18 protein-coding genes are annotated in these 24,430 nt (G+C 37.3%); 2 read left to right on the forward strand and 16 right to left on the reverse strand.

What is annotated here, in order from left to right; all coding sequences use genetic code 11:
• Positions 1–14: 14 nt before the first annotated feature.
• The 8 genes from ORNRH_RS09935 to ORNRH_RS09970 all read right to left on the reverse strand — a co-directional run bounded on the left by ORNRH_RS09935 (position 15) and on the right by ORNRH_RS09970 (position 9,344).
• A complete protein-coding gene (locus ORNRH_RS09935; protein ID WP_014791709.1) occupies positions 15–803 on the reverse strand; it encodes a nucleotidyl transferase AbiEii/AbiGii toxin family protein in 789 nt (262 codons plus the stop codon).
• Positions 800–1,615, reverse strand: coding sequence for a type IV toxin-antitoxin system AbiEi family antitoxin domain-containing protein (locus ORNRH_RS09940; RefSeq protein ID WP_014791710.1), 816 nt, complete (start codon positions 1,613–1,615; stop codon positions 800–802). The genes ORNRH_RS09935 and ORNRH_RS09940 overlap by 4 nt, the downstream gene beginning before the upstream one ends.
• 138 nt (positions 1,616–1,753) lie before the next feature.
• On the reverse strand, positions 1,754–3,862 hold the full coding sequence (locus ORNRH_RS09945) for a type IA DNA topoisomerase (RefSeq protein ID WP_014791711.1): 2,109 nt from the start codon (positions 3,860–3,862) through the stop codon (positions 1,754–1,756).
• A gap of 44 nt (positions 3,863–3,906) precedes the next feature.
• The gene (locus ORNRH_RS09950; protein WP_014791712.1) at positions 3,907–5,421 is read right to left on the reverse strand and encodes a DUF3945 domain-containing protein; all 1,515 of its coding nucleotides are present in this window, start codon (positions 5,419–5,421) and stop codon (positions 3,907–3,909) included.
• Between the two features lie 89 nt (positions 5,422–5,510).
• Positions 5,511–5,828: a helix-turn-helix domain-containing protein gene (locus ORNRH_RS09955; protein ID WP_014791713.1), complete on the reverse strand. Its 318-nt coding sequence runs from the start codon at positions 5,826–5,828 to the stop codon at positions 5,511–5,513.
• A 20-nt stretch (positions 5,829–5,848) separates the two neighbouring features.
• Complete coding sequence (locus ORNRH_RS09960) at positions 5,849–7,912, reverse strand: toprim domain-containing protein (RefSeq protein ID WP_014791714.1); 2,064 nt, start codon at positions 7,910–7,912, stop codon at positions 5,849–5,851.
• A complete protein-coding gene (locus ORNRH_RS09965) occupies positions 7,884–8,231 on the reverse strand; it encodes a helix-turn-helix domain-containing protein (RefSeq protein WP_014791715.1) in 348 nt (115 codons plus the stop codon). Before ORNRH_RS09965 ends, ORNRH_RS09960 begins: the two co-directional genes overlap by 29 nt.
• Positions 8,232–8,501: 270 nt before the next feature.
• Positions 8,502–9,344: an RteC domain-containing protein gene (locus tag ORNRH_RS09970; RefSeq protein ID WP_014791716.1), complete on the reverse strand. Its 843-nt coding sequence runs from the start codon at positions 9,342–9,344 to the stop codon at positions 8,502–8,504.
• A gap of 465 nt (positions 9,345–9,809) precedes the next feature.
• On the opposite strand from ORNRH_RS09970, the gene ORNRH_RS09975 reads away from it, so the two are divergent.
• Positions 9,810–10,589 (forward strand): glucose 1-dehydrogenase, encoded by a 780-nt coding sequence (locus ORNRH_RS09975; RefSeq protein WP_014791717.1) that lies wholly within the window; start codon positions 9,810–9,812, stop codon positions 10,587–10,589.
• Between the two features lie 81 nt (positions 10,590–10,670).
• Here ORNRH_RS09975 and ORNRH_RS09980 read toward each other — a convergent pair whose 3' ends face one another.
• Genes ORNRH_RS09980 through ORNRH_RS09990 form a run of 3 tightly spaced genes read right to left on the reverse strand, consistent with a single transcriptional unit; the run spans position 10,671 to position 14,453 of the window.
• Positions 10,671–11,984 carry an ABC transporter permease gene (locus ORNRH_RS09980; RefSeq protein ID WP_014791718.1) on the reverse strand — a complete coding sequence of 438 codons (1,314 nt, stop codon included), beginning with the start codon at positions 11,982–11,984 and terminating at the stop codon, positions 10,671–10,673.
• Positions 11,981–12,895, reverse strand: coding sequence for an ABC transporter ATP-binding protein (locus ORNRH_RS09985; RefSeq protein WP_014791719.1), 915 nt, complete (start codon positions 12,893–12,895; stop codon positions 11,981–11,983). Before ORNRH_RS09985 ends, ORNRH_RS09980 begins: the two co-directional genes overlap by 4 nt.
• Before the next feature lie 46 nt (positions 12,896–12,941).
• Positions 12,942–14,453 (reverse strand): polysaccharide deacetylase family protein, encoded by a 1,512-nt coding sequence (locus ORNRH_RS09990; RefSeq protein ID WP_052040761.1) that lies wholly within the window; start codon positions 14,451–14,453, stop codon positions 12,942–12,944.
• 340 nt (positions 14,454–14,793) lie between these two features.
• Between ORNRH_RS09990 and ORNRH_RS09995 the strand changes: the two genes are divergently transcribed.
• Entirely contained in the window at positions 14,794–16,926 is a 2,133-nt protein-coding gene (locus ORNRH_RS09995) for a TonB-dependent receptor (RefSeq protein ID WP_014791721.1), read from the forward strand.
• Positions 16,927–17,015: 89 nt separating this feature from the next.
• On the opposite strand, the gene ORNRH_RS10000 is transcribed toward ORNRH_RS09995, so the two are convergent.
• The 5 genes from ORNRH_RS10000 to ORNRH_RS10020 form a co-directional block, all read right to left on the reverse strand.
• A complete protein-coding gene (locus tag ORNRH_RS10000) occupies positions 17,016–17,441 on the reverse strand; it encodes a nucleoside-diphosphate kinase (protein ID WP_014791722.1) in 426 nt (141 codons plus the stop codon).
• 160 nt (positions 17,442–17,601) lie between these two features.
• Positions 17,602–18,897, reverse strand: coding sequence for a Na+/H+ antiporter NhaC family protein (locus ORNRH_RS10005; protein ID WP_014791723.1), 1,296 nt, complete (start codon positions 18,895–18,897; stop codon positions 17,602–17,604).
• A gap of 44 nt (positions 18,898–18,941) precedes the next feature.
• A complete protein-coding gene (gene uvrA, locus ORNRH_RS10010) occupies positions 18,942–21,743 on the reverse strand; it encodes an excinuclease ABC subunit UvrA (RefSeq protein ID WP_014791724.1) in 2,802 nt (933 codons plus the stop codon).
• Between the two features lie 96 nt (positions 21,744–21,839).
• Positions 21,840–22,997: a galactokinase gene (gene galK / locus ORNRH_RS10015; protein ID WP_014791725.1), complete on the reverse strand. Its 1,158-nt coding sequence runs from the start codon at positions 22,995–22,997 to the stop codon at positions 21,840–21,842.
• Positions 22,998–23,112: 115 nt separating this feature from the next.
• Positions 23,113–24,429, reverse strand: coding sequence for an MFS transporter (locus tag ORNRH_RS10020; protein ID WP_014791726.1), 1,317 nt, complete (start codon positions 24,427–24,429; stop codon positions 23,113–23,115).
• Position 24,430 lies beyond the last annotated feature (1 nt).

The raw sequence follows: 24,430 nt of genomic DNA on the forward strand, positions 1-24,430 counted from the left end.
TTATTGATGATTAATTATATTTTTTCAATGAGTTCAGTTCGTACCTTTTCGTAAGCTATTTGGTGGTCGTAATTCTCGCTAGGGTGTAGCAGTAAAGCTGTGTCCCCCAAAAATTCACTATCCTCTAATTTCAATTCTAAATTTCTTAAAAATTGTTTTTGAGTAGGACTTTGTCCTTCTGAAAAATTCATATATTGATGGTAGGTTTGAATTATTTTTTCAATATCAAGATGAGTTTTGGTTAAACATTTATACAAGTCAAATAAATCCCTACCTTTTCGTCTCTGATATAAAGCTCTTAGCTTAGTGGCAATTAATTCTTCTAATGAATAAGTAATAATACTTGCCTTATCTTTATACCAAGGACTATCCACTTCAAAAGGAACTTTTGAAAATCCTAATGCTGTAAAATGTTCTTTACAATTGATTTCTATTTTTAATCGAATGGGAACCACAGGAGGAATCTCTGAGGCTACTTTAAAAATTAGTACATTGTTGTTTCTTTTTTGACGAACATAAGGTTCTCCCAAAAAGGACAGGACTTGTCGAAGTCGGTCGATAGTTTCTTTAATAGGTTCGGCTTTGATTTGAACTAAGTCAATATCTTCCGAATAGCGAGGTTGTGGGGATAAATATAACTTATGCAAGGCAGTTCCTCCCCGAAAAGCCAAATGTTTCGATAGAAAAGCATCTTTATAAATTTCTACCAGAGCTTTACAGATAATTAAATCTTGTTCTACTTGTTCGGGTGTCTGCCATGGAACAATGGAGCGCCAATAAGTAATTGTATTTTTAGGTATCATTCGTCAATGTATATTTGTTCATTTATTATTATTTTCCAAACTGGATGATAGTCATCCGTATCAGATACTTCTTTACCTGTTTTTAGAGGTGTTTTCCAAAATTTTAGTCCAATTTCTTGGGCTTTTTCCCACACTATTTCTTCCAACTCTTTTTCTTCTAAAATAGAAAGTATATAACCTAAACGCTGAATACTTGCTATCGGAAATTGTGATATTAGCGTATTAGACATTTTTTTTAAATCCATTTCAGCACAAAGTTCCTGTATGACTTCAGTCGCTCTATTCAAACCACCTATTTCATTCTCATAGATAAGTAGATCTAAGGCAGTAACTTCAGGAGTGGACACTTTTACATAACCGTTTTGCGTTTTATGTAATGTCCATAATTCCTCGGTGATGAAACGCTTAACTGGAAAAACAATCTGTACATTATTCTTTAAGGTTGTTCTTAAAGGCGGTAATTCAGTAAGTACAGAAAAAGTTTGTGGGCGTTGATGTGCAGCCCCATAAAAGCTGGCAGCACTTAATAAGCCGATATAATAATTCCTTTCCAGATAATTCATTAGTTCATCTATATATAGATAGGGCGGCACTTGTTTGCTCAAAGCATATTCAACAGGAATAACCACATAAAATCCTTTCCAAACGGATAAAATTTTCCCTTTGCAACTTAACCGATACAAGGCATTAGCAATGCTTTGCTCTTTTAAATTTGTAAATTGATTTCGTACTTGTTCAATACTAAAAGTCATAATCCCCTTTTTAGGTAACTCCTCTACCCAGTCCTTAACCGTTGTCTTCGTAATCAGCATTCTTCTTAATTTGATTTATTTGCAAATATACCCACTTTTTGAGTATTAACGCAAACATTTCAAATAAAAGATTTAAATAATTATCTATTGACAGCATTTATCGCCGTTAAATATTCATTGCTTAAACCACTTTTTAGATTACTTTCGTTTACGTCTTCCTTTTTTATTTTTAGAGCGAGGTGGAAACTCAAAAGCCGTAGAACCATCTTCTTGTAGTGCCAAATAAGCATCAAAACTTTTGCCTGCCTTGCTTTTTAATCCTTTTAAAAGCGTTGTTTTTCCATTTGCTAACAATGCCATTACCGCTTGATCACTTACCCTTTTTCCGCAAACATTTCTAAAGAATAACCACTGACAATCATCTTCCGTACATTTAGCAACTTTCTCGTATAAACGGACACTTTGCTTTTTACAAACAGGACAAACCAATGTTGGTGAAGCAATCCCTTCGATTTCCATCCCTAAAAAATCTTCTGTGATTTTTTGGGTATAATCTTTCATCGCTTGTAAGAATTCTTTTGGAGGGCGTAGCCCTTCCTCAATTTCATTGAGAGAGGCTTCCCATTCACCCGTTAATGCTACATCAGCGATTTTTCGGTCTTTGACCCATTCATACACTCTTAACCCCTTTTCGGTGGGAACTAGGCTTTTCTTTTGGCGTTTGATATAGTTTCGTTTCAGCAAAGTTTCTATGGTTGCCGCTCGAGTAGCAGGTGTCCCAATACCTGTGCCTTTGAGTAATTGTCGTTGATTTTCGTCTTCCAAATCCTTTCCTGCCGATTCCATAGCCGATAGCAAAGTGGCTTCCGTATATAATGCTGGTGGGCGGGTGGTTTTGGATAGAATGTTACTGTCCATTACTTTTAAGGTATCTCCTTTTTGTAGTTCGGGAAGCTCTTGCGGAATTTCCTCTTCTTTTTCTATTTCTGAAAAAGAGCCATTGACTGCCCTCCAACCTGCAGATTGTATCGTACAACCTTTGATTTCGTAATTTTTATGACCTGCTTCTACAGTGATCTTCTGCGTTTCCTTGATACAAACTTCCGATACCGCTTCTAATAAGCGCCCGGCAATCATTTTATAAATGAGGGCTTCTTTCTTAGGAAGTTCGGTCGGTATTTTGTCAGTAATTAGCAGTCCGTGATGGTCGGTTACTTTTACATCATTGACGATACGCTTGGTAAGAGAGGAGCGTCTGAGTTGTTGTGCATATTTTGCATAGTCCTCATAATGCTCTAATTGTTTAATCAACAAAGGAATTTCTGCCCATACATCTTCTGAAATATATTTACTTCCTGTACGAGGATAAGTGATGTATTTCTTTTCATACAAACTTTGAGCAATGTTTAAGGTTTCATCTGCCGAAAAACTATATTTTTTATTCGCCTCTTTTTGGAGTTCGGTTAAATCATAAAGTAAAGGCGGTTGTTCTTTTACCGTTTTCTTTTCTACGGAGAGTACTTCTGCATTTGGATGGCGTTCAACAGTTTTTTTCCATTCTTCTACTTCTTCTTTTTTTTCCGTTTTTAAAGTGGAAAGGCTATTAAATTTGAGATGGCCTTTTTGATGTACTAACTGCAATTGCCAATACGGTTTTTTCTCGAATTGGGTATGCGTGAGGTATCGTTCACAAAGCATGGACAAAGTAGGAGTTTGTACCCGCCCGAGGGAGTATACACCGCTTCCAGCGGCGATACTCAGGGCTTGGGTAGCATTGATTCCTACCAGCCAATCGGCTTGGCTACGCATTTGGGCAGCGTGATATAAAGGGGCAAATTGCTTTCCTGGACGGAGGTTTTTAAAGCCTGAAAGAATGGCTTTTTCTGTGAGTGAACTAATCCAAAGTCGCTCAAAAGGTTTTTGACAATTTAAGTAATCATAAATGTAGCGGAAAATCAATTCACCTTCTCTTCCTGCATCAGTAGCCACTACAATTGAATCGCATTGTTCAAATAAAGTTTCAATCACTTTAAGTTGTTTTAATACGCTTGCATCAGCTACATATCCTTTATTTTCTCTCACTTGGCGGGGTTGTAGTTCAAACGGTTCTGGTAGTATGGGTAGATGTTCTTTTTGAAACCCTACACAACCATAGGCTTCAGGCATTGCCAATTGTACTAAATGGCCAAATGCCCAAGTAACGGCATAACCATTACCTTCTAGATAACCGTCTTTTTTACTATTAGCCCCTAATAAGTGAGCGATTTCTCTGCCTACACTGGGTTTTTCCGCTAGGATTACTTTCATGGATTTTTGTTTTTTGAATGAATGAAATGGATTACGATTAATCTCTACATTTTACGTCCACTTGAAGTTTTTTTAGCAGGAGTTTTAGGCTTTACCGTACGCTTAGTGGTCTTTGTCGTAGTGGTTTTCACTCCTTTGTTTGTTGCTTCTTTTTGAGTTTTTGTTGTGGATTGTGTAGTTGTGTTTTTATTCTCCTTGGCTTTTTTATTGATTTCTTTAGCCTGGCGTGTTACTTTATCTTCTTTTTGTTGCTTATTAGGATTTTGGAAAGTGAATTTTACTTTACCTGTTTCTTGATTATAGGTGAAATAGCCATTGTAAACTTTTCCCGTACTCTTACTTTCCAAGCCCTCTAAGTATACAGGTTTTCCCTGCGAAAAATCCTTGTATTGTTCTTCGGTAAGTTGTCGGCCTCTTAACTCTTTGGGTGCTTCTTCAAAAGTAGGTTGGGTATTGATTTTTTGTGTAAGATTGTCATCAAACAAAAATTCTACATAACGCTTTTCTGCATTGAATTGCACATTCGCATTAAAGGGTTCTCCTTTGTTTGAAGTCATCCCTTCTAAAAAGATAGGTTTTCCTTCCTTAAGCCTTTGTTTTTGTTCTTCGTTAAGCTTAATACCCTTGATTTCATCGGGTATTTTGATGTATTCTTGACGCAAAGCAACAATTTCATTTGTCAATTCATCAATACTGATGATTGATGGGATTTTTTCACCCGTTTTTACATTGGTAAGCTCTACCACGCGTCCCATATTTCCTGTCTTCAATAGATTTTCTTTGTCTTCTTGGGTAAATTCGTGCCCAAAAAAGGGATAATCTAATTGAGGTTCTTTGCGGATACCGTGAATGGAGACACTTACTTTCCCTTCGTTATCTTTCCGTAAAGATAAACGCGCGTCGAAACGGGTAACGGCACTTCCTAAATTCATACTAATTGGAACCAATCGGTCGGTTTTATACCCTTTTAGTAGTGGTTCTAATAAGTTTCGTTTTTCTAGGTATTCTTTTGAAAGTCCTACACTGTTCATTGTATCCCAATCAATATCGTCTAGTTCATAGCGATAATTTTGTTCTTGGGTTGCCTCATCGGTGGTATCTTGCGATGGGGTTTCATTGACCGCTTGGGTAGTTTCTTGTACTTCCTGAGTGTCTTTTACTTCTTGGGGTTCATTGGTTTGTTCCATTGTATTTTGATTTTGAGATTGATATTCTTGTGGTTGAACTTTATAAGGCTGTAAATCTTGGGGGAAAAGTTGAACTTCAAGTAATTTAGGAAAGGGAATTTTGAAAAAAGAAAAATGACTTGGATTTTTCACTTGCCTTAAAAAATTACTAAAGAAGTTTGAGAGTATATTTCCGTGAGGATCCACTCTCATAAAATCTTGCTGGTGTGCTGGATCTGGAGGAAGGGTTTCTAACTGACCGTCTTTATCCAATCCTTTTACGGCACGAATCTGTTGTTCCTCTTGGTCATACACAAGCAATAAATCCGTCCATTGTTCATCAATAATAGGCGTATTTTCTTTTGGATTTGTTTCTGTGGATTCGTTAGCCATAGTATATTAGTTTTGATGGTTTTAATTCATTAAACTTTAAATTGTAGAACGAAAATAGAAGCTGTAAATAAGAATCTAATACGATCGTGTTATTTTGGCTTTGATTGTCCTTTTTTGGCTTTAACAGGGATACTAAAATGTTCTCTAATAAATTGATGTACATCTGATAATTTGTAGTAAATTTTCCCAGAAATCGTGTAATAAGGTAGTTTACCCTCAGAGCGATAACGCTGCAGAGAACGAGCTGATATTTTGAAGGTAAGCATTAAATCTTGATTGTCGAGTAATTCCTCTCCGTCGATGGTACTTCGTTTCTTTTCAGCTTTTTCAAAGCGTTCTGCAAGTAGGTCGAGACGATCCATCAGTCGTTCCATCCACATGATAAATTCCATTCGGTCGATATTCATAACGAGTAAGTTTTAGTGTTTTATTTTTGATTAAGTATTTTTTTCATGAGTTTGCCAATGCTTAATTGCTGTGGGTTTTGACTATCTGCAATCAATAATTCTTTGGCTTTGAGTTTTAGGATATAGTTTTTCGCTGTCCGTTCCTGTACGCCCGTTAAGGCTTTAATTTCTTGTACCAGTTCACTATATTCCCATACGGCTCTTTTTCTAAACAGAGGCGATACAAGGGTCGCTAATTCTGTGGTCTTGTCTTTCTTTTCAATTTTCTTTTGAGTACCACAATAACGATGCATTCCACTTTTAGCGTCCCATCGAAACAATATCTTAGGCAATTGATTGGGATCGCCTTTACGGATTTTCTTCGGTAACACAACAGAACAATTGCTGGTTCGGTCTTGTTCTACCGAAAGCACCGCAGAGGCTTTTCGTTGCAACTCCGAACCTAAATGCCCTCGAAGTTTTAATCCTCCTGGCGTTAAATGTAATACACATACCATACAGGTTTGGTAATGTCCTGCCAATGCGTACAATTCCTCTATCATTTCAATACTTTCGCTTTCATTATTGGCGGAACTAATTAAATCAGCAATGCCATCAATGACCACCAGATGAATCCCTGAATACTCATAATACAAGGTATCCATACATTGTCGAATAATTTTCATACGCTCTTTTCTTGGAATTTGAGTAAGACAATAGGCTTTAAAATTTAAGGGCATGGCATCGAGCTGAGCTCGTTTGAGTAATATGGAAATGTTGTCGTACAATTGATCTGCGGATTGTTCGGTATCGAAAAATAAAACCGCATGATTATCACAATAGGTTACATTGAGTCCTAATAAATCTATGGCGTGATTGCCCTGATATAAACTTCCTGCAATCATTGCAGCTACATAATGACTCTTTCCCGTCCCTTCACCTCCTGTGACGCCTAAAAGACTACTTTGCAATCCAATCGCTGCTTCTTTTAAAGCGATGACGGTCTTTTGCTTAATAGGTGGTTGATCCCATTGAATTTCGCAGGACTGTAATAAGGAAAGCCCTTGCTTATACTTTTTTTGAAGCATTTTCAAAAACAATGTTTTCAAATCCTTAGCGGTATGACCTTGTTGAAAATAGTTTGAGATATCTTTATTGTCTTTCGTTCCAGATAGAGGAAGTTCTAACACTTCTACCAGATCCTCTAATTTTTCCAAATGACTTTGTACCGCTTTTTTTCCTGCATGATCCACATCATACAATAATACAATATGGCGAAAGCGACCTTTTAAAGATTGAATAAGAGAGAGGGGAATATGACTATTTTCACTATTAAAACAAATGGCTGAAAAGCCTTTTGCATACAAACTCATCACATCTTTTTCTCCACCTGTAATAAACAAAATATCATCACCTTCTAAGGGTAATTGTTCCAATCCAAAACAGTAATCCGTAGCAATACCTGCATATAGAAAACGATGTTTGGAAAGAGGACGATAGATTTTGATGAGTTCCGCATTCTGATATGAAAAAATAGGCTCACCATCATTAGATTCTATTCGATAGGCTTGTCCTTTTTTATTGATGCTTTCAAAAGATTGCAAGGATTTCACTCTAAATGTGTCTAAAATGGTTTTCGTTATTCCAAATGCCTTCCAATATTCGAGTTCTCTTTTACTGAAGTTCTTATCGACTATTGTATAGGGACGATAACTAGGTAGTTCATTAGTTGCCGTGGGATTAGCTTCTACTTTGATTTTTCTTTGGGGGCGTTTAGTTGGATTGGAATAAGAAATATCTAACCCTAAATTTAAATCTTGATTGATCATTTTTAGAATTTCTACAAAGTCATGAGCTTGTGTACAGTCTAAACCATATAAATAGCCAACTAAGGAAAAGCAATCGCCATTAAAAAGAGGATCTCCAAAATCTTTAATCCGATAGATGCCTGTTTTCTTATCCTTATAAATATTACAAGAGGGATTTTTATCATCATAAAAAGGGTTTTTAAAGTTTTGCCCCACTTTCCAATTCCCTGAAACATAATGACGAAATACTTCCAGCCCGTTATTGGTCTTACTTAATATGTCTTCCTTTTTGAACATACGAGTGTGCTTTTTGAGTTAAACTTTCTAAGTAATCCGCTGTACTTTTTATCACATGAAATTCCATAAGTTGTCGGATGCTTCCTAAAGTGTAGAAGTATTGTCCATGGACTTTAGCATAGGTGATTTCATTGTTCTGTCGCATACGCCAAAGTGTTTTCTCACTTAAATGGAGGTATTGGCATACTTCGTGGTTATTGAGCCATAATTGGTCAATGATTTCTGTTGATTGAGATTGTTTTTGGATATACGCTTTAATAAATTGGATTTCTTGGCGTAATTGTAACCATTGGTTCTCTTCAATAGTGATTAATTTCATTGCTTCTGATTTTATCGTTTATCTGAGGACAAAGTTCAGAAGACCGAGGCGATGATAACGCCAAGTTTTGCCAATGGGTAGATAGAAAATTAGCACATTTTAACGAATTTATATTTATGCCTTAATAATCATGAATTTAGAGCAAAAAAAAGACGCTTAAAGCGACTAATAATCATTTTGAAGTTAGTAAAGTAAGTAGTGTGAGTGCGTTTTGCCAATGGGTGTTTATGGGTGTTTTTCTCTTATGCCCAATAAATGGGCAAAAGCAAACTATAAATTTTTATTGATATAGTTTTGCAAAGAAGATTGTAATTGATCAATAAATAAGGTTTGAGATTTTGAACGAAATTTCATACGATGAAAGGAGTGATTAATATCCTTGAGTTCCACTTTAAATATCCTTTGAAAAGCAAAAGAGATAGCGCTCAGGTTGGTGTTTCCATTGGAAATAGCACCAGAACAATATAATGCATAGATTAGCTCCACAAGGGCATTTTTAGAAGCACTCCATTCCAAGGAATGTTCAAAATCCTCTATATCTTCGTATTGTTTTTCAGTTGTCCTGAATAATAGATAATCATAAAATAACTCACGAGCGATAATTCTAGCGACTAAATAGTCATAATAAGTAGAAAAATAGGGGTCTAAATCAAAGACATGATTTTCTAATCCATCAGCAAGATTAATAGCGAAACGCTTAAAGTAGAGAGCATCTTTATCATTTCTGCCCGACCAATAGTACCGATAAAAATCATCTGATTTTAGAAAATAATCATAACGCTCTCGGCATCTTTCCTCCTCATCACTAAAGTATTTTTTAGTAAAGTCATTGATAGAGGTAGGGCGTAGCATTTCTGTACGATACACTCGATTGTAAAAGATTAATTTCCCCTGAATATTGGGTTTGATATGTCGAAAGAAATAGATTTCTTCATCATCATCTTCAAAGCCTTTTTGTAAAACCTCTTTACGAAATTCTTGCAATTTATCATTTAGGTAAATCACCATCTTAAGTGCTTCCTGCGTAATTTGCTTGGTTTCAAACGTTACTTTTTTTTCTTCCTTTTCAATCTCTTGTTCAATTCGTCTGAACATGTTTACATAATGCGACATATTAGATTTTTTAAAATTAAGACTAAAAAAATAAGCATTAATTATCACAAACTAAAATAGGGAGAAAGAAGAAAATCAAACAAGAAACAAAATTTACATTCAAATAAATCCTGTAATAAAACTTTGTATGTATTTGCAGGCTGCACGCCGCAAGCGTGCTCCTCTATGGATGCCGACTTGCAGCGTGCAGCCTGCAAAGCAAAGTTACAAGATTTTTTTTTGAAAGTAAATAAGTGTATATTTGCGGTATTGAGTTTTCAATGAAAATCAGTGAAATTCAAGGAAGCAAGTTGAGTTACTAATTCGTTACCTGATGTTTTAAAAATACTTGTAATGTTTTGGTATTTAGATAGATGAAGAATCTATACATTTTTTAAAATAAATGATTCTCAAACACCCCAATATCCAAATCCATTTCGTAACTTTATCTTCTCAAAGTAATCATTTAACCCTAAAAAATCAATTATGGATACCAAAAAATTCTTTGATCTAAGTGGCAAAACAGCCATTGTTACAGGAGGTGCCAACGGAATCGGCAAAGCGTGTTGCGAAGTTTTAGCCGCTTTCGGTGCCAAAGTAGTCGTGGCGGATTATGACCTAGAAACTGCGAAAAAAACGGCTCAAGAAATTGAACAATCTGGCGGAAAGGCAATTGCCATAAAATGTGATAACTTCAAAGACGAAGATTTAGTAAATCTCGTGGAGGAAACCGTGAAACAATTTGGCAGTTTAGAAATCCTCGTCAATAATGTTGGCGGTGGAGGCGGAGGCAAGGAAAGCCCTTACAAAATCGAGGTAGGGCAGTTCAAAAAAGTATTTGAAATGAATGTTTTTAGTACATGGCGACTTTGCCAGCTTGTGGCTCCTCATATGGAAAAAAGCGGCTACGGAAGTATCATCAATATGTCGTCTATGGCTTCGATCAATAAAAGTCCAGCCATCAGTGCTTATGCTTCTTCCAAAGCGGCGATTAATCACATGACGCGCAATTTGGCATACGACTATGGACCTGCCAATATTCGTGTAAACGCAGTGGGACCTGGTGCCACTCGCACCCACGCATTGAGCACGGTGCTCACGCCCGAAATCGAAAAAGCGATGTTGAAGCATACACCAATCCATCGTTTGGGAGAGCCAGAAGATATTGCGGGAGCGGTACTCTACTTTGCATCGCCTATCTCAAGCTGGGTGAGCGGACAAGTCATCTTTGTGAATGGTGGGGGCGAACAAACTTTAGATATGTAAATCTTAAAATTAAAATAATAAAAAAAAACGGCAAAAATTCAATTTTTGCCGTTTTTCTGTTTTTTGAAAAAATGATTAAAATTAATATTTAATCCATTTTAGCCATTCTTTGATAGATGGTTTCTTGCCATACATCAATATACCCACTCGGTAGATTTTTGCAGCAAACCAAACCATTAAAAATACAGAACCTACAAGCAATCCAATGGAAAGGAGAAGTTGCTCAATCGGCACGCCAAAACTGATTCTCGCCATCATCGTAACGGGCGATGTGAATGGAATGATACTGAACCAATACCCCACAGGACCGTCTGGGTTTTCAAAAATACTTATTGAGCCATATAGCCCAAGCATTAAAGGCAAAATCCCGAGCCACATAAATTGTTGAGTTTCGGTGTCGCTTTCCACCGATGCCCCAATGGCGGCAAATAGCGAACTGTAAAATAAATAGCCAAAGAAGAAATAAATAAAGAATACCGAAACAATCAACGGGATATTCATGTTTAGAATGGTGTGAATAATTTCTTTGATTTCAGAAAAATCCCCTCCCGTAGTAGTTGTAGCCATATCTCCCAATTGCTGAGCAGGGGCAAAGAATGAATCAATCAGAGCTGGAGACACCATTAAAAAAGCTAAAATCAAAGCAATCCAAATGGTGAATTGCGTTATAGCCACCAGCGTTGAGCCCAAGATTTTTCCCATCATTAGGTTAAAGGGTTTCACGCTTGAGATGATGATTTCTACCACACGGTTGTTTTTTTCCTCAATCACGCTACGCATTACACGCACGCCATACATCATGATAAACATAAATGTAGCATACATTAAAATCCCTGAAAATATGGATTTTACACCTTCTTGCATTTGGTCGGTACTTTTGCTTCCGTCGTCGGATTCTTGCGTTACAGCGATTTTTACGCTCGCTTCGGCTTCGTCCAAATCTTGTGTAGTGATGCCTTTGCGTTTAAGATTGATTTCGGTAAGCGTTTTTTCGATTTTCTTTTCAATTGTAGGAATGAGCGAAACGCCTATGTTTTTATTTGAAATAAATTCAATGCCATTTTTTAAATTAGTAAAAGCACTGTCGGTTTTGGGGATAAATAAAATTCCCGTTAAAGATTTGGAAGTGAGAATGCTATCTTTTAATCCATTAAACTCTTTGGGTGCATAAAAGGTGTATTGATTATGCTCATTGCTTTCAAAAGTTTTTTCAAAAAGCCCAGATTCGTCGATCACGGCAATGCGATTGGTTTCGTTGTTTGCCATGTTTAAAAATCCTACGACCAAGCCAAAAAGCACGATTAAAAACGGCATGGCAATCGTGAGAATGATAAATGATTTTTTACGAACTTCTACTAGAAATTCTCGTTTTGTAACTAGCCAAATTTGTTTCATAGCGATTGATTTACAGCGTTTATAAATACTTCATTCATACTTGGGATAATTTCGGAATATTCCCCGACAATCCCTAGCGTGCAAAGTTCTTGCAAGAGCGTGTTGTCGCTTTGTTCTTTTCTAGTAGTAAAGCTTGCATAGGCTTCGTTTTCAATTAAATCTGTTATTTTGTGTTGTGCCTTAAAGTTTTGCCAAGCATCTGGTGAAGTGATTTGCAATCCGATTTTAAAATCACCTTTCTTAAAGGAATTTCTCACCGATTGAATTTCGCCATCAAGCACCTTGTTGGATTTATTGATTAAAGCCACATAATCGCACATTTCCTCTACACTTTCCATGCGGTGCGTGGAAAAAATAATGGTAGTCCCTTTTTCCTTTAATTCTAAAATTTCATCTCGAATGATGTTGGCATTCACGGGATCAAATCCACTGAATGGCTCGTCAAAAATCAAAAGTTTTGGGTTATGCAATACGGTAACGATGAATTGAATTTTTTGCCCCATTCCTTTAGAAAGTTCAGAGAGTTTTTTGTTCCACCAGCTGCCAATGTCTAGCTTATCAAACCAGTATTTGAGCTTTTGCTTGGCATCGTTTCTGGAAAGCCCTTTGAGTTGAGCGAGATAAATGGCTTGTTCGCCTACTTTCATATTTTTATACAATCCGCGTTCCTCTGGCATGTAGCCAATTGCAGAAATATGATTTGGGGCTAATTTTTCCCCATCGAGTATGATTTCGCCCGTGTCGGGCATTGTAATTTGGTTGATAATACGGATGAAAGTAGTTTTTCCAGCACCATTGGGACCCAGTAAGCCATAAATTGATGCTTTAGGAATTTCTATGCTAAAATTGTTTAGAGCTACTTTATTGCCATATTTCTTGCTGATATTTTTTGCAATTAAAAGCGATTCCATAGTTTGTTTTAATGATTGTTACAAATATAAAAAAAAGTCTGAAGTATTAATTCAGACTTTGATTTTGTGTTGAAATATTATTTTCGCCTTTTATTGGTTTTCTAAATCGGTAAGCATGCCCGTTTTGTAGATTTTGATCGGCAAGCAACTGAGCCACTGTTACAAAATGATACCCTTTAGCTTTTAAATTTTTAATCACCTCAGGAATGGCTTCTACCGTGGTTTTGTGGATGTCGTGCGCTAGCAGAATGGCGTTGGGTTCTGCTTTGCTCAAGCGTTCTGCCACGATTTTAGAGTTTTTGATACGCCAGTCTTCTGGATCGATGTTCCATAAGATAAAAGGTTTTTTTACCACTTTTTTTACCGTTGGGCTAATTGAACCATATGGCGGACGCAAATAGTCTGATCTTTTTCCAATTAATTCTTCCAGCACATCATCGGTTCTATCAACTTCCTCTTGCACTTTTGCCGCACTCAGTTTCTTTAAATCTTTGTGATCCCAAGTGTGGCTTTCAATTTCGTGCCCTTCGCTATAAGCACGCTGAATTGTTTTTTGCTGCACTTGTGCCGATTTTCCAAGTACGAAAAATGTGGCTTTTACATTATTTTCTTTTAAAATATCGAGCAATTGAGGTGTGTAATCAGACGGGCCATCGTCAAAAGTGAGTGCAACACAAGGCACTTTGCTACAATCTACGGCTACCTCTTCGGGTTGTTGAGGTAGAATTTCATCTTCCTCTTCCTCCTGAACAGGCTGATTGTTTACTAAATTTAAGAAAGAAGGCTTTAAATAAGTATCCATTTTAGCCTTAGGCAATTCAATAGAGATTTCGCCCATGTAGCCAGGTGCTACGGAATATTTATCAAAAATAAATTTCCAATCGCCATTTGGCAGCAGAATCATAGTTTTGTAGTTTTCGCCACTAGCTTCGGTTCCCTCTGCAATGCTTGGCAATAATCTTTCAAACATTTTTTCTTTGTCGGCATTAGGAATTTCTTTGTTGTTAAAGATTTTATTTTTAATCGTATCGCTTACAATTTGTTTAGCCTCTTCAGCAAAAGCTCTGAAATCGTTTATATTATTAAATACATTTTCGATTCTCAGTTTTTTCTTTTTGTTTAAATCGTAGTAGTGTGTAAAGAATTGCTTGGTAGAATTATTCCCATAAGAAGCCTCGCGCTCAATCAAGAAAACAATTACATTGTCGTTGTTTTGTAAAACTTCAAAATGTTGATTAAAATCAATTGGTGCTGGATGAACGATAAGCGAATCTGCACTTTTATTTTCGTTGGTTAATCTCTTAAACTCAGTCTCAAAATCGTGCACAAAATTATACTCATATTCGTTGATGAAAGGGTAGCTCGTGGTCTCTGGATACGAAGCCAAAAAACGATAAGCGGCACTATCATTTCCTATTTTGATTGTTTGTACTAGGATTTCATCTTGTTGAGCATCTTCTGTTTCAATTAGAGTAGAGGGAGCAGCATCTTTGCCATTATTTTTACAAGCGTAAAAAAAGATAGACAAGATACTGAATAGAAATAATGTTTTTTTCATTGATTTGTAAAGTAAATATAAGGTTTGATTTAGGTTGGTCGTGAGCTTTCGCAAAACGAACGCCAAAATTAAGCCATTTTTCAGATATTCGGGAAATACTTTTTCATAAAAAACTTTTTAGAATGAGTTAAAACAATATTTTTGCTACGATTGTTTTAATTCTAGCAAACAAATTGTTACCTTTGTCTCAATAAAATCATAAAAGGGGTGCTTTCTGAAAATGCAGAAGGCTGAGATTATACTCTTAGAACTTGGGCAGGTAATGCTGCCAAAGAATTATCTTCAGGATTGAAAGTTGCACTCTTTTTATGCATATGAATTTAGAAATTTATTAAATTTTATGTATAAAAAGTTATTCAGTTTAGTCAGTGTAGCCGCTTCATTATTAGCTACCGCGCAACAGAAAACGCAGGACACTATTGCCTTGTCAAGTGTACATGCCGTTGCGAAATTACCGATTACCAAGGAAGTTATAAGCAAAAAACAACTTCAGAAAAAGAATTTAGGGCAGGATATGCCCATATTGCTTAAAAATGCAACGGCAGTAATCAGCACCTCTGATGCGGGAACAGGTGTGGGATACACGGGAATGAGAATCAGAGGAATTTCTGCAGACCAAGTGAATGTAACCTTTAACGGGGTACCCGTAAACGATAGCGAATCGCAAGGCGTGTTTTGGGTAGATTTCCCAGATGTTTCATCATCTACCGATGCTGTAGTTATCCAGCGTGGGGTAGGCACTTCTTCTAACGGTGCCGCTTCGTTTGGAGGAAGCATCAACCTTGATACCAATCGCCGTAGAACTCAAGCTTTTGGCGAATTAATGGGGGCTTATGGAAGCTTCAACACCCAAAAATATATGCTGAGTGCAGGCACAGGAGATGTAGCCAATCAAAAATTGAATTTTGATGTGCGTGGCTCTTATATAAAGTCTGACGGATACCGTGATAGAGCGTCGGCAGATCTTTATTCCGTAGGCTTCAATGCGAGATATATGCCTTCTGCCAATACAGAAATCCATTTATTAAACATTTTTGGGCACGAGAAAACTTACCAAGCTTGGAAAGGAATTACTAAAAAACAGGAGGAAAAATATGGAAGAACATATAATCCCAATGGAGCTATTTTCAATAATGATTCTTCGATAAGTTATTACGACAATCAAGTGGATAATTATGACCAAAACCACACACATTTATATTGGAATCAGAAATACGAAAATGGCTGGAAATCTAGATTTACAGCACATTACACGAGAGGGAAAGGTTATTACGAAAGTTATTATCAAGGAGTTGAACTCTTGTCATATAAAATTGATTATATAGGAAATAAAAATAATGATGTAGTGAGTAGAGAATGGCTTGATAATCATTTTTATGGCGGAATCTTCAATGTGGAGAATACTCAATTGGGCAATACTCAATTATATGCTGGCGTGGCAGCCAATAAATATGTGGGCGATCACTATGGAGAAATTATCAAAGTAATTAAGCACCCAGAATACAAGCAAAACGGCTACTATTACGAAAACGAAGCCAACAAAGTTGAAATTTCAGGATTTGTGAAATTCTTGCAAAAGATAGGAAAAGTTGATTTGTTTGGAGATGTTCAGATCCGAAACATTAACTATGATGGAAAATATAAAAATGGAGGAGAAAACGATGCAGAAGACTTCCGTCCGTTTGATAAAAACTATAATTTCTTGAATCCAAAAGCAGGGATTACTTATAATATCAATAATTTTGAAAATGTGTATTTCTCGTATGGATTAACGCACCGTGAGCCTAAAAGAGCCGATATTTTAAACGCAATTGATGAAGGTACAGAAATTAAACCAGAAACTTTACACGATTTTGAATTAGGATATAGAATCGAAAAACCTTATTTGAACTTAGGCGTAAATGCTTACTACATGAGATACAAAGATCAATTGGTGCTTTCAGGAAAATTAAACCAAGTAGGTGCTGCAATCAAAGAAAATGTGGGCGATAGCTACCGTGCGGGCTTGGAACTAGATTTTAAAACACCGATTGTGTATAAGCAATTAAATTTCTTCGGGAATTTGGCTTGGAGCGTAAATAAAAATATAGATTACAAAGAAACCGTGAATAAAAAAGTGAAAAACTTTGGTACCACCACCATTTCTTTCTCACCTAATATTGTGAGCTCCGTAGGTTTGGAATTTACACCAGTAAAGGATTTAAACGTTACTTTCGTGAACAAATATGTGTCTGAACAATATGTGACCAATACACAAAATGAAAACTTAAAGCTAGATGCTTACAATGTTTCAGACCTTTCTGCCAATTATACATTCAAATTACAGGGAAGAAAAAGCATTGAAGTAATGGCATTGATAAATAATATTTTCAATGAAAAATACGCGTCAAATGGTAGTAATAAAAAAGGTAATTTGAGATACTACCCACAAGCAGGCACCAACTTCTTGGCGGGACTAAAATTGAAATTCTAATTATTCATTCTTTTTTTTATGTTGTAATGAAAGCCGTGAAAGAGGAAACTCGCACGGCTTTTTTTATGGCTTGAATGAATTTAAAATAATTAATATTCAAAAATTTCTCTACCCGAAAAATGGAATTTAGCCTCAATTTCAGCATTTTCATTGCTGTCGGCACCATGCACAGCATTTGCCTGTTTGGAATCCGCATATTTCTTGCGCAGCGTTCCTTCCTCGGCTTCGGCAGGATCCGTTGCACCGATTAATTTTCGGTAATCTGCCACGGCATTTTCTTTCTCTAAAACAGCGGCTACAATAGGTCCCGAAATCATGAAATTCACCAAATCATCAAAAAACGGACGATCTTTGTGCACAGCATAAAAATGTTGCGCATCAGCACGGCTCAGTTGCGTAAGTTTCATTGCACGGATTTTAAAACCTGCATTCACTATATCGTTTAAAATCGCCCCGATGTATCCCTTTTTTACTGCATTGGGCTTAATCATTGTAAAGGTAAGATTGTTTTGCATGTGTTTGAATTTTTAGTTTTAAAAATAAATCTTTTGCCTAAAGATAGAAATAAATATTAAAGAATCAATAAGTTGATGTCAGATTTTAGCCCAATTGAGTTTTTTAGAGAAACAAAAAATAAGGGCAATTCAATATTTTTTTGAATTGCCCTTTTGGTTTTTATGCCGTTTGCGTTTCAGACTTTTTAGAAATAAAGACTAAATAAACGCTCGTGACGATGAATAAAAATAACAAATACCACACATTTTGAATCAAGTCGAAATAGCTAAAATCTTTGCTTAAGCTCAGAATCAATAAAACTTGTGCCCCATAAGGAATAATCCCTTGAATGATACAGCTATAAATATCCATGAACGAAGCCAATTTTTTAGCATTTAAATGATAAGTGTCTCTAAGTTTTTGCACCAATGGGCTAGAAATAATGATGGAAACGGTGTTGTTTGCCACGGCAACATCTACCACAGAAACGAGCGTTGCCACCACGCCATAGGCTCTTTTTCGATTGATGAATTTTTCAACGCTGTTGAGCAAATATTTTAATCCGCCCTCTTTGTTTACCATGTGACCAAGTCCCCCGATCAACAAGGAGAGGATAAAAATTTCGTTCATATTAGCAAAACCAGCATAAATGTTTTTGGTAAAAGAAATCACCGTAAAATAATCAAAATACAGCCCAATTGCCCCCGCAGCAATAATTCCGAGTACCAGTGCTCCAAATACATGCATGCCACTGGCTGCCAAAATAATCACGATTGCATAGGGCAATACATTGATGAAATCTACATAATTCACGGCTAATTCCTGCCCTTCGATTTGGATATTTTTACCCAAAAAGTAGAAAACAACGATGCTACATAGTGCCGCAGGAATGGCTAATTTTAGATTTTCCTTCATTTTATCTGCCATAGAGCATTCCATGCTTTGGGTAGCGGCAATTGTGGTGTCCGAAACCACAGATAGATTGTCTCCAAACATAGCTCCGCATAATAGGGAGCCCGCTAATATTGCAGGTTCGGCATCGGTTTGGGCGGCAAATCCTAAAGTAGTTCCGCCAAGTGCTGCAATGGCTCCCATCGAAGTGCCCGTGGCAGTGGCTACAATTGCAGAAATAATGAAAATTCCCACATACAGCCAGCCCGATGGCAAGGTGTGCAATGTTAAATTCACCACAGAATTAAGTGCGCCGATTTCGCTAGTAATTTGCGTGAAAGCACCTGCTAGCAAATAGATTAAACACATCGTGATGATGTTGCTGTTTCCGCAGCCCTCTACAAATACGGCTACTTTTTCCTTAAAATTGCCTTTGAATAAAAGTAAGGCAGTAATTACGCCCACTACCGCAGGAATGGGTGCAGGAATGGCGTAAAAATCTTCTAAAATGATACCGCTCCCTAAGAATAGTGTAATAAACACAATAAATGGAATGAGCGATGTCCAGCTAAGCTTTTGTTTCATAAAAGTTAATAGGTTTTGGTTTATAAATAGGTTTTAAATTAGGTTTAAAGTTTATCTAAAAGATATTTGGCGGTGTAGCTTCGATCCGAGTGAATGATCTCTTCTGGCGTACCTGCGGCTACGATTTCTCCTCCTTTTTTGCCTCCTTCAGGACCAAGGTCTAGAATATAATCGGCACATTTTATAATATCGGGGTGGTGTTCAATCACCCAGACGCTGTGCCCATTATCAATGAGTGCGCGTAGCGATTTCATCAGCTTATTGATGTCGTGAAAATGCAATCCCGTAGATGGCTCGTCAAAAATGAAAAGGGTGTTCTTGGCAGCCGTTCCCTTAATCAAGAAAGAAGCTAGTTTAATACGCTGAGCCTCACCTCCAGAGAGCGTGCTGCTTGATTGCCCAAGTTGCACATAGCCCAGCCCCACATCTTGCAGACTTTGTAGTTTTTCGGCGATTTTTTCTTCGCCGTGCTCGCTGAAGAAAATAATGGCATCATCTACCGTTAAATTCAGTACATCGCTGATGTTTTTTCCATGGAATTTTACTTCCAAAATCGAATCTTTAAAGCGTTTTCCATGGCATTGCTCACATTCTAAATTTACATCTGCCATAAACTGCATTTCGATGGTAATACTTCCTTCGCCTTGGCAATGGTCGCATCGTCCGCCATCTACATTAAACGAGAAATGCTTGGCTTGGTATCCACGCAATTTGCTTAATTTTTGATTGGCAAAAAGTTTTCTTATGTCATCATAAGCCTTGATGTAAGTTACAGGATTGGAGCGAGAAGATTTCCCAATCGGGTTTTGATCTATGTATTCAAGGGCTTTAACTTTGCTTAAATCGCCTCTTATGGATTCAAAATCTCCGAGTTTGCTCCCGTAAATTTCCAATTCTCGTTCAATGGCTGGTATGAAAATAGATTTCAATAAAGTACTTTTGCCTGAGCCACTTACGCCTGTAATCACGGCTAGGCTATTAAGTGGTAATTTAGCCGAAATGTTTTTTAAATTATTTTCTCGTGCACCCGTTACTTCGATGTAGTTTCTCATCGGGATTCGGGTTTGTGGCACTTTTATTTCTCGTTCCCCGTTGAGGTATTGAGCCGTAAGCGTTTTAGATTTTAGCAATTCGGGATAGGTGCCCGCAAAAACTACCTCGCCTCCGTGAGTTCCTGCTTCAGGACCTATATCGATGATGTAGTCGGCAGCTTTCATCACATCCTCATCATGTTCCACCACAATCACGGTATTGCCTAAATCTCTCAATTTTTTCAGTACAGAAATTAAGTTTTCGGTGTCGCGTGAGTGCAAACCTATGGAAGGCTCGTCAAGAATGTACATACTGCCCACCAAGCTACTTCCGAGTGATGTTGCTAAGTTGATGCGCTGTGATTCCCCACCAGAAAGTGTGTTGGAATTTCGGTTTAAACTTAAATAGCCTAAACCAACATCTAGTAGGAAACTGATTCGGTTGTTGATTTCCAAAAGTAAGCGTTTTGCCACTTTTTCTTGGTAAGGCGATAGTTCTAATTGATTGAAAAATTCGCCCAATTCATTCAGCGGTAAATTCACCAAATCATTAATCGATTTGCCCCCGATTTTCACCCAATTGGTTTCTTCGCGCAAGCGTTTTCCTTTGCAAGTAGGGCAAGTAGTCTTGCCACGGTAGCGAGAAAGCATCACACGATATTGAATTTTGTAGGTGTTTTCTTCCAGCATTTGGAAGAAATGATTAATGCTAGCTGAATTTTTATTTTTCCCTTCCCAGAGTAGTTTTTTCTGCTCTTCGGTCAGTTCAAAATAAGGTTTATGAATCGGAAAACCAGAATCTGCCGTTTCTTTGATAAATTGATTTTTCCACTCGCTCATTTTTTCGCCACGCCAAGCGACTACGGCATCTTCGTAAATGGATAAATTTTTATTCGGAACGACTAAATTTTCGTCAATTCCCATCACCTTGCCATATCCCTCACAAGTAGGGCAAGCACCCAGTGGATTGTTGAAACTAAAGAAATGTAGACTTGGCTCGATAAATGAAATTCCGTCTAATTCAAAACGATTAGAAAATGATTTAATTTCTTTTTTTTCAGGGATTTTCACCATCATTTCGCCATGCCCTTCATAGAACGCAGTCTGCACCGAATCGCTCAATCGGTGATAAAAATCTTCATCATTCTGCGTATTTACTCGATCGATGACTAAACTGATTTCGGTGCCCTCTGGTGGCTCAAAATTAAAATCAATTAAATCCTGAATTTTTTGAGTTTGGTCGCCAATTTCTAAACGGGCAAAACCTTGTTTTTGTAGAATATCTAAACTTTCTTGAAATGAGCGAGATTCATCTGTCTTGATGAATGGTGCAAGAATGCTTAAATTCGTATTTTCGGGTAATTTTTTAATATAATCAATAACATCGCTTACGGTATCTTTGCTCACCTTTTCGCCCGAAATAGGAGAGAAAGTTTCCCCGATGCGTGCATACAGAAGTTTTAGATAATCATAAATTTCGGTAGTGGTGCCCACCGTTGAGCGTGGATTGGTAGAGTTTACCTTTTGCTGAATGGCTATGGCAGGGGCGATTCCCTTGATGTTATCGACTTGAGGTTTGTCCAATCGACCTAAAAACTGGCGCGCGTAGGCAGAAAGGCTCTCTACATAGCGACGCTGCCCCTCGGCGTAAAGCGTATCGAAGGCTAAAGTGGATTTTCCCGAGCCCGAAAGTCCTGTGATTACCACCAATTTGTTTTTGGGAATCGTGAGATTTATATTTTTTAAATTATGAAGTTTGGCTCCAATAATTTGAATTTCGGTTTTAGGATTAAAATCTTTTTTAGTTTTGGTCATAGGTTTTTGTAATAAGAAAACAAAGTTACAAATTTTTGTATAAAAAAAGCCCTCCCGTGTGGGAGAGCTTTTAATTATAAATGTTTAAATATTAAATTATTTCAATTTTCTAGCACCGTTGCTGATGACTACATCGTAAACTTTTGGCTCACGACCATATTTTTCTAAATAGGCTTTTTTAGCTTTTTCGATGAATTCGTCGTATAAATCTTCTTTTACCAAGTTGATTGTACAGCCACCAAAGCCACCGCCCATTACACGAGAACCAGTTACGCCACATTCTTTAGCCACATCGTTTAAGAAATCTAATTCCTCGCAGCTCACTTCGTAAAGTTTGCTCATGCCGTGGTGCGTTTTGTACATTCTGTCGCCCACAGTTTCGTAATCTCCTTTTTCCAACGCCTCGCACACATCAAGCACACGCTGAGTTTCTTCGATTACATATTCTGCACGCTTGTAGTCTTCTTCAGAGATTTGGTCTTTTACTTCGTTAAGCATATCCATAGAAGCATCTCTCAAAAATTCCACTTCTGGATGATTTTTCTTAATCGCTTCGGCAGCACGCTCGCAAGATTCACGACGCTTGTTGTATGCAGAAGAAGCCAATTCGTGTTTTACGACAGTGTCTAGCAAAACTAAACGATAGCCATGTGTATCCGGACTGAATGGGAAATATTCGTATTCCATAGATTTACAGTCAAGGCGCATCAAGTGTCCTTCTTTTCCAAAAACGGAAGCAAACTGATCCATGATTCCACATTTCACGCCTACATAGTTGTGCTCTGTAGCTTGCCCGATTTTAGCCAATTCAAATTTATCAATACCAAGATTGAACATTTCGTTTAAGGCAAAAGCGTAAGTGCTTTCGAGTGCTGCAGATGATGACATACCTGCTCCTAGTGGCACATCTCCTGCAAAGGCAGTATCAAATCCCTCGATTTTTCCACCTCTTTTTTGAATTTCACGGCATACACCAAAAATATATTTAGCCCAGCTTTGGCTTGGAGCGTCTTCTTCATTTAAGCCAAATTCTGCACTTTCTTTTAAGTCTACTGAATAGGCACGCACTTTATCGGTACCGTTTTTCTTGATTTCAGCTATCATTCCTTTGTCGATAGCTCCTGGAAATACGAAACTTCCGTTGTAATCGGTATGCTCACCAATTAAGTTAATTCTACCTGGAGAGGCATAAACTTCGCCTTCAGTTCCGAACTTTTCTTTAAAAGTATTTCTTACAGTGTTTTCTAAACTCATATGTTATTTATTTTATTGGGTTAAAATTTTGATGTATAAATGTAGGCATTTTTTGTGGATTAAAAAAATAAAAGCCCCGAAATTTTCGGGGCTTTTGTCATGTTTATAGTTGATTTTATTCTTCTACTGGAAGGCTTTCTGGGGCAATGTCTACAGGAATATCTGTATTTACATTTTTAGACCCGATCAATGCATAATATAACAAGAATGCAAGACAAACTACAATTACCCAGTAGCTTTCGATGTAGCCAGATGAATCGGCAACAGCACCTTGGATAAGTGGAATGATACCACCACCGCACACCATTACCATGAAGAATCCTGAGGCTGCCTCAGTATATCTTCCTAGACCTTCTACTGCAAGGTTGAAGATTCCTCCCCACATTACAGAAGTACAAAGTCCGCAAAGTACCAAGAACATGATGCTAGTCGGGATTTGAACCATTCCAAATGAAATATCTGATTGGAACACAGGCATACTCACGGTGTGTTCTACTGGGATAAAGATTGCCGCCAAAGTAAAGGCAATACCTAAAGCAGATACAAAAGTAAGCATAGTTTTACTTGAAACGCTACCACCTACAGCAGCTCCGATTAAACGACCTACTAACATTAAGAACCAGTAAGTACCTACTACAGATCCTGCAACAGTAGCTGTGTATAATAATTCACCTTCGCTGTTGGTTAAGCTAGTCATGTATGGGTTGATGAAGTTTTGGATACCCACCTCGATACCTACATATAAGAAGATAGCAACAGCTCCTAAAGTAAAGTGACGGAATGAGAAAGGGCTGTGAGGTGCTTTCTCATTATTTTTAGTTACAGCTAAGCTTGGCTCTGGAATGTTTACAAAGAATAATACCAAGAATGCAGCAGCAAAAATACCCATTGCTAAAAATAACGCAGGATAAGCATTAGTTAAGTTTGCTTTTTCAACATTGCTACCGATAAAGTAACCTACCAAGATAGGAACGATGGTTGCCATCAAAGAGTTGAATGATCCACCCACTTGGATTAATTGGTTTCCTTTGTTTCCGCCACCACCTAATTTGTTAAGCATTGGGTTTACCACGGTATTAAGCATACACATAGAGAAACCTGCAACGAATGCACCAAGCAAATAAACTTCAAAACTTCCAAATTCACCAGACAAGAATTGGATTCCAGTACCTAAGAAACCTACTGCAATAGCGATAAGGGCAGTTTTTTTATAACCAATTTTTTGAAGTAACATACCCGCAGGATACCCCATAAAGGCATAAGCAATAAAGTTTGCAAAATACCCCAAGGTAGCCATAAAGTTTGAAGCTCCAAATTGATTTTTTACGATGACACCCATTGGGTTTGCTAAACCTGTAACGAATGAAATCATACCAAATAGCGCAATCATCATGATGATTGGCAACAAATAATTTTGTTTTTTCGTACTCATA

It is taken from the genome of Ornithobacterium rhinotracheale DSM 15997 (assembly GCF_000265465.1).
Taxonomy (GTDB): domain Bacteria; phylum Bacteroidota; class Bacteroidia; order Flavobacteriales; family Weeksellaceae; genus Ornithobacterium; species Ornithobacterium rhinotracheale.

Coding starts and splice junctions, on each gene's coding strand:
- ORNRH_RS09990 (WP_052040761.1), bottom strand. CDS start 14,453: ATGAAAAAAACATTATTTCTATTCAGTATCTTGTCTATCTTTTTTTAC.
- ORNRH_RS09985 (WP_014791719.1), bottom strand. CDS start 12,895: ATGGAATCGCTTTTAATTGCAAAAAATATCAGCAAGAAATATGGCAAT.
- ORNRH_RS09945 (WP_014791711.1), bottom strand. CDS start 3,862: ATGAAAGTAATCCTAGCGGAAAAACCCAGTGTAGGCAGAGAAATCGCT.
- ORNRH_RS09965 (WP_014791715.1), bottom strand. CDS start 8,231: ATGAAATTAATCACTATTGAAGAGAACCAATGGTTACAATTACGCCAA.
- uvrA (WP_014791724.1), bottom strand. CDS start 21,743: ATGACCAAAACTAAAAAAGATTTTAATCCTAAAACCGAAATTCAAATT.
- ORNRH_RS10005 (WP_014791723.1), bottom strand. CDS start 18,897: ATGAAACAAAAGCTTAGCTGGACATCGCTCATTCCATTTATTGTGTTT.
- ORNRH_RS09955 (WP_014791713.1), bottom strand. CDS start 5,828: ATGAATATCGACCGAATGGAATTTATCATGTGGATGGAACGACTGATG.
- ORNRH_RS10020 (WP_014791726.1), bottom strand. CDS start 24,429: ATGAGTACGAAAAAACAAAATTATTTGTTGCCAATCATCATGATGATT.
- ORNRH_RS09950 (WP_014791712.1), bottom strand. CDS start 5,421: ATGGCTAACGAATCCACAGAAACAAATCCAAAAGAAAATACGCCTATT.
- ORNRH_RS09960 (WP_014791714.1), bottom strand. CDS start 7,912: ATGTTCAAAAAGGAAGACATATTAAGTAAGACCAATAACGGGCTGGAA.
- ORNRH_RS09980 (WP_014791718.1), bottom strand. CDS start 11,984: ATGAAACAAATTTGGCTAGTTACAAAACGAGAATTTCTAGTAGAAGTT.
- ORNRH_RS10000 (WP_014791722.1), bottom strand. CDS start 17,441: ATGCAAAACAATCTTACCTTTACAATGATTAAGCCCAATGCAGTAAAA.
- galK (WP_014791725.1), bottom strand. CDS start 22,997: ATGAGTTTAGAAAACACTGTAAGAAATACTTTTAAAGAAAAGTTCGGA.
- ORNRH_RS09935 (WP_014791709.1), bottom strand. CDS start 803: ATGATACCTAAAAATACAATTACTTATTGGCGCTCCATTGTTCCATGG.
- ORNRH_RS09940 (WP_014791710.1), bottom strand. CDS start 1,615: ATGCTGATTACGAAGACAACGGTTAAGGACTGGGTAGAGGAGTTACCT.
- ORNRH_RS09970 (WP_014791716.1), bottom strand. CDS start 9,344: ATGTCGCATTATGTAAACATGTTCAGACGAATTGAACAAGAGATTGAA.
- ORNRH_RS09975 (WP_014791717.1), top strand. CDS start 9,810: ATGGATACCAAAAAATTCTTTGATCTAAGTGGCAAAACAGCCATTGTT.
- ORNRH_RS09995 (WP_014791721.1), top strand. CDS start 14,794: ATGTATAAAAAGTTATTCAGTTTAGTCAGTGTAGCCGCTTCATTATTA.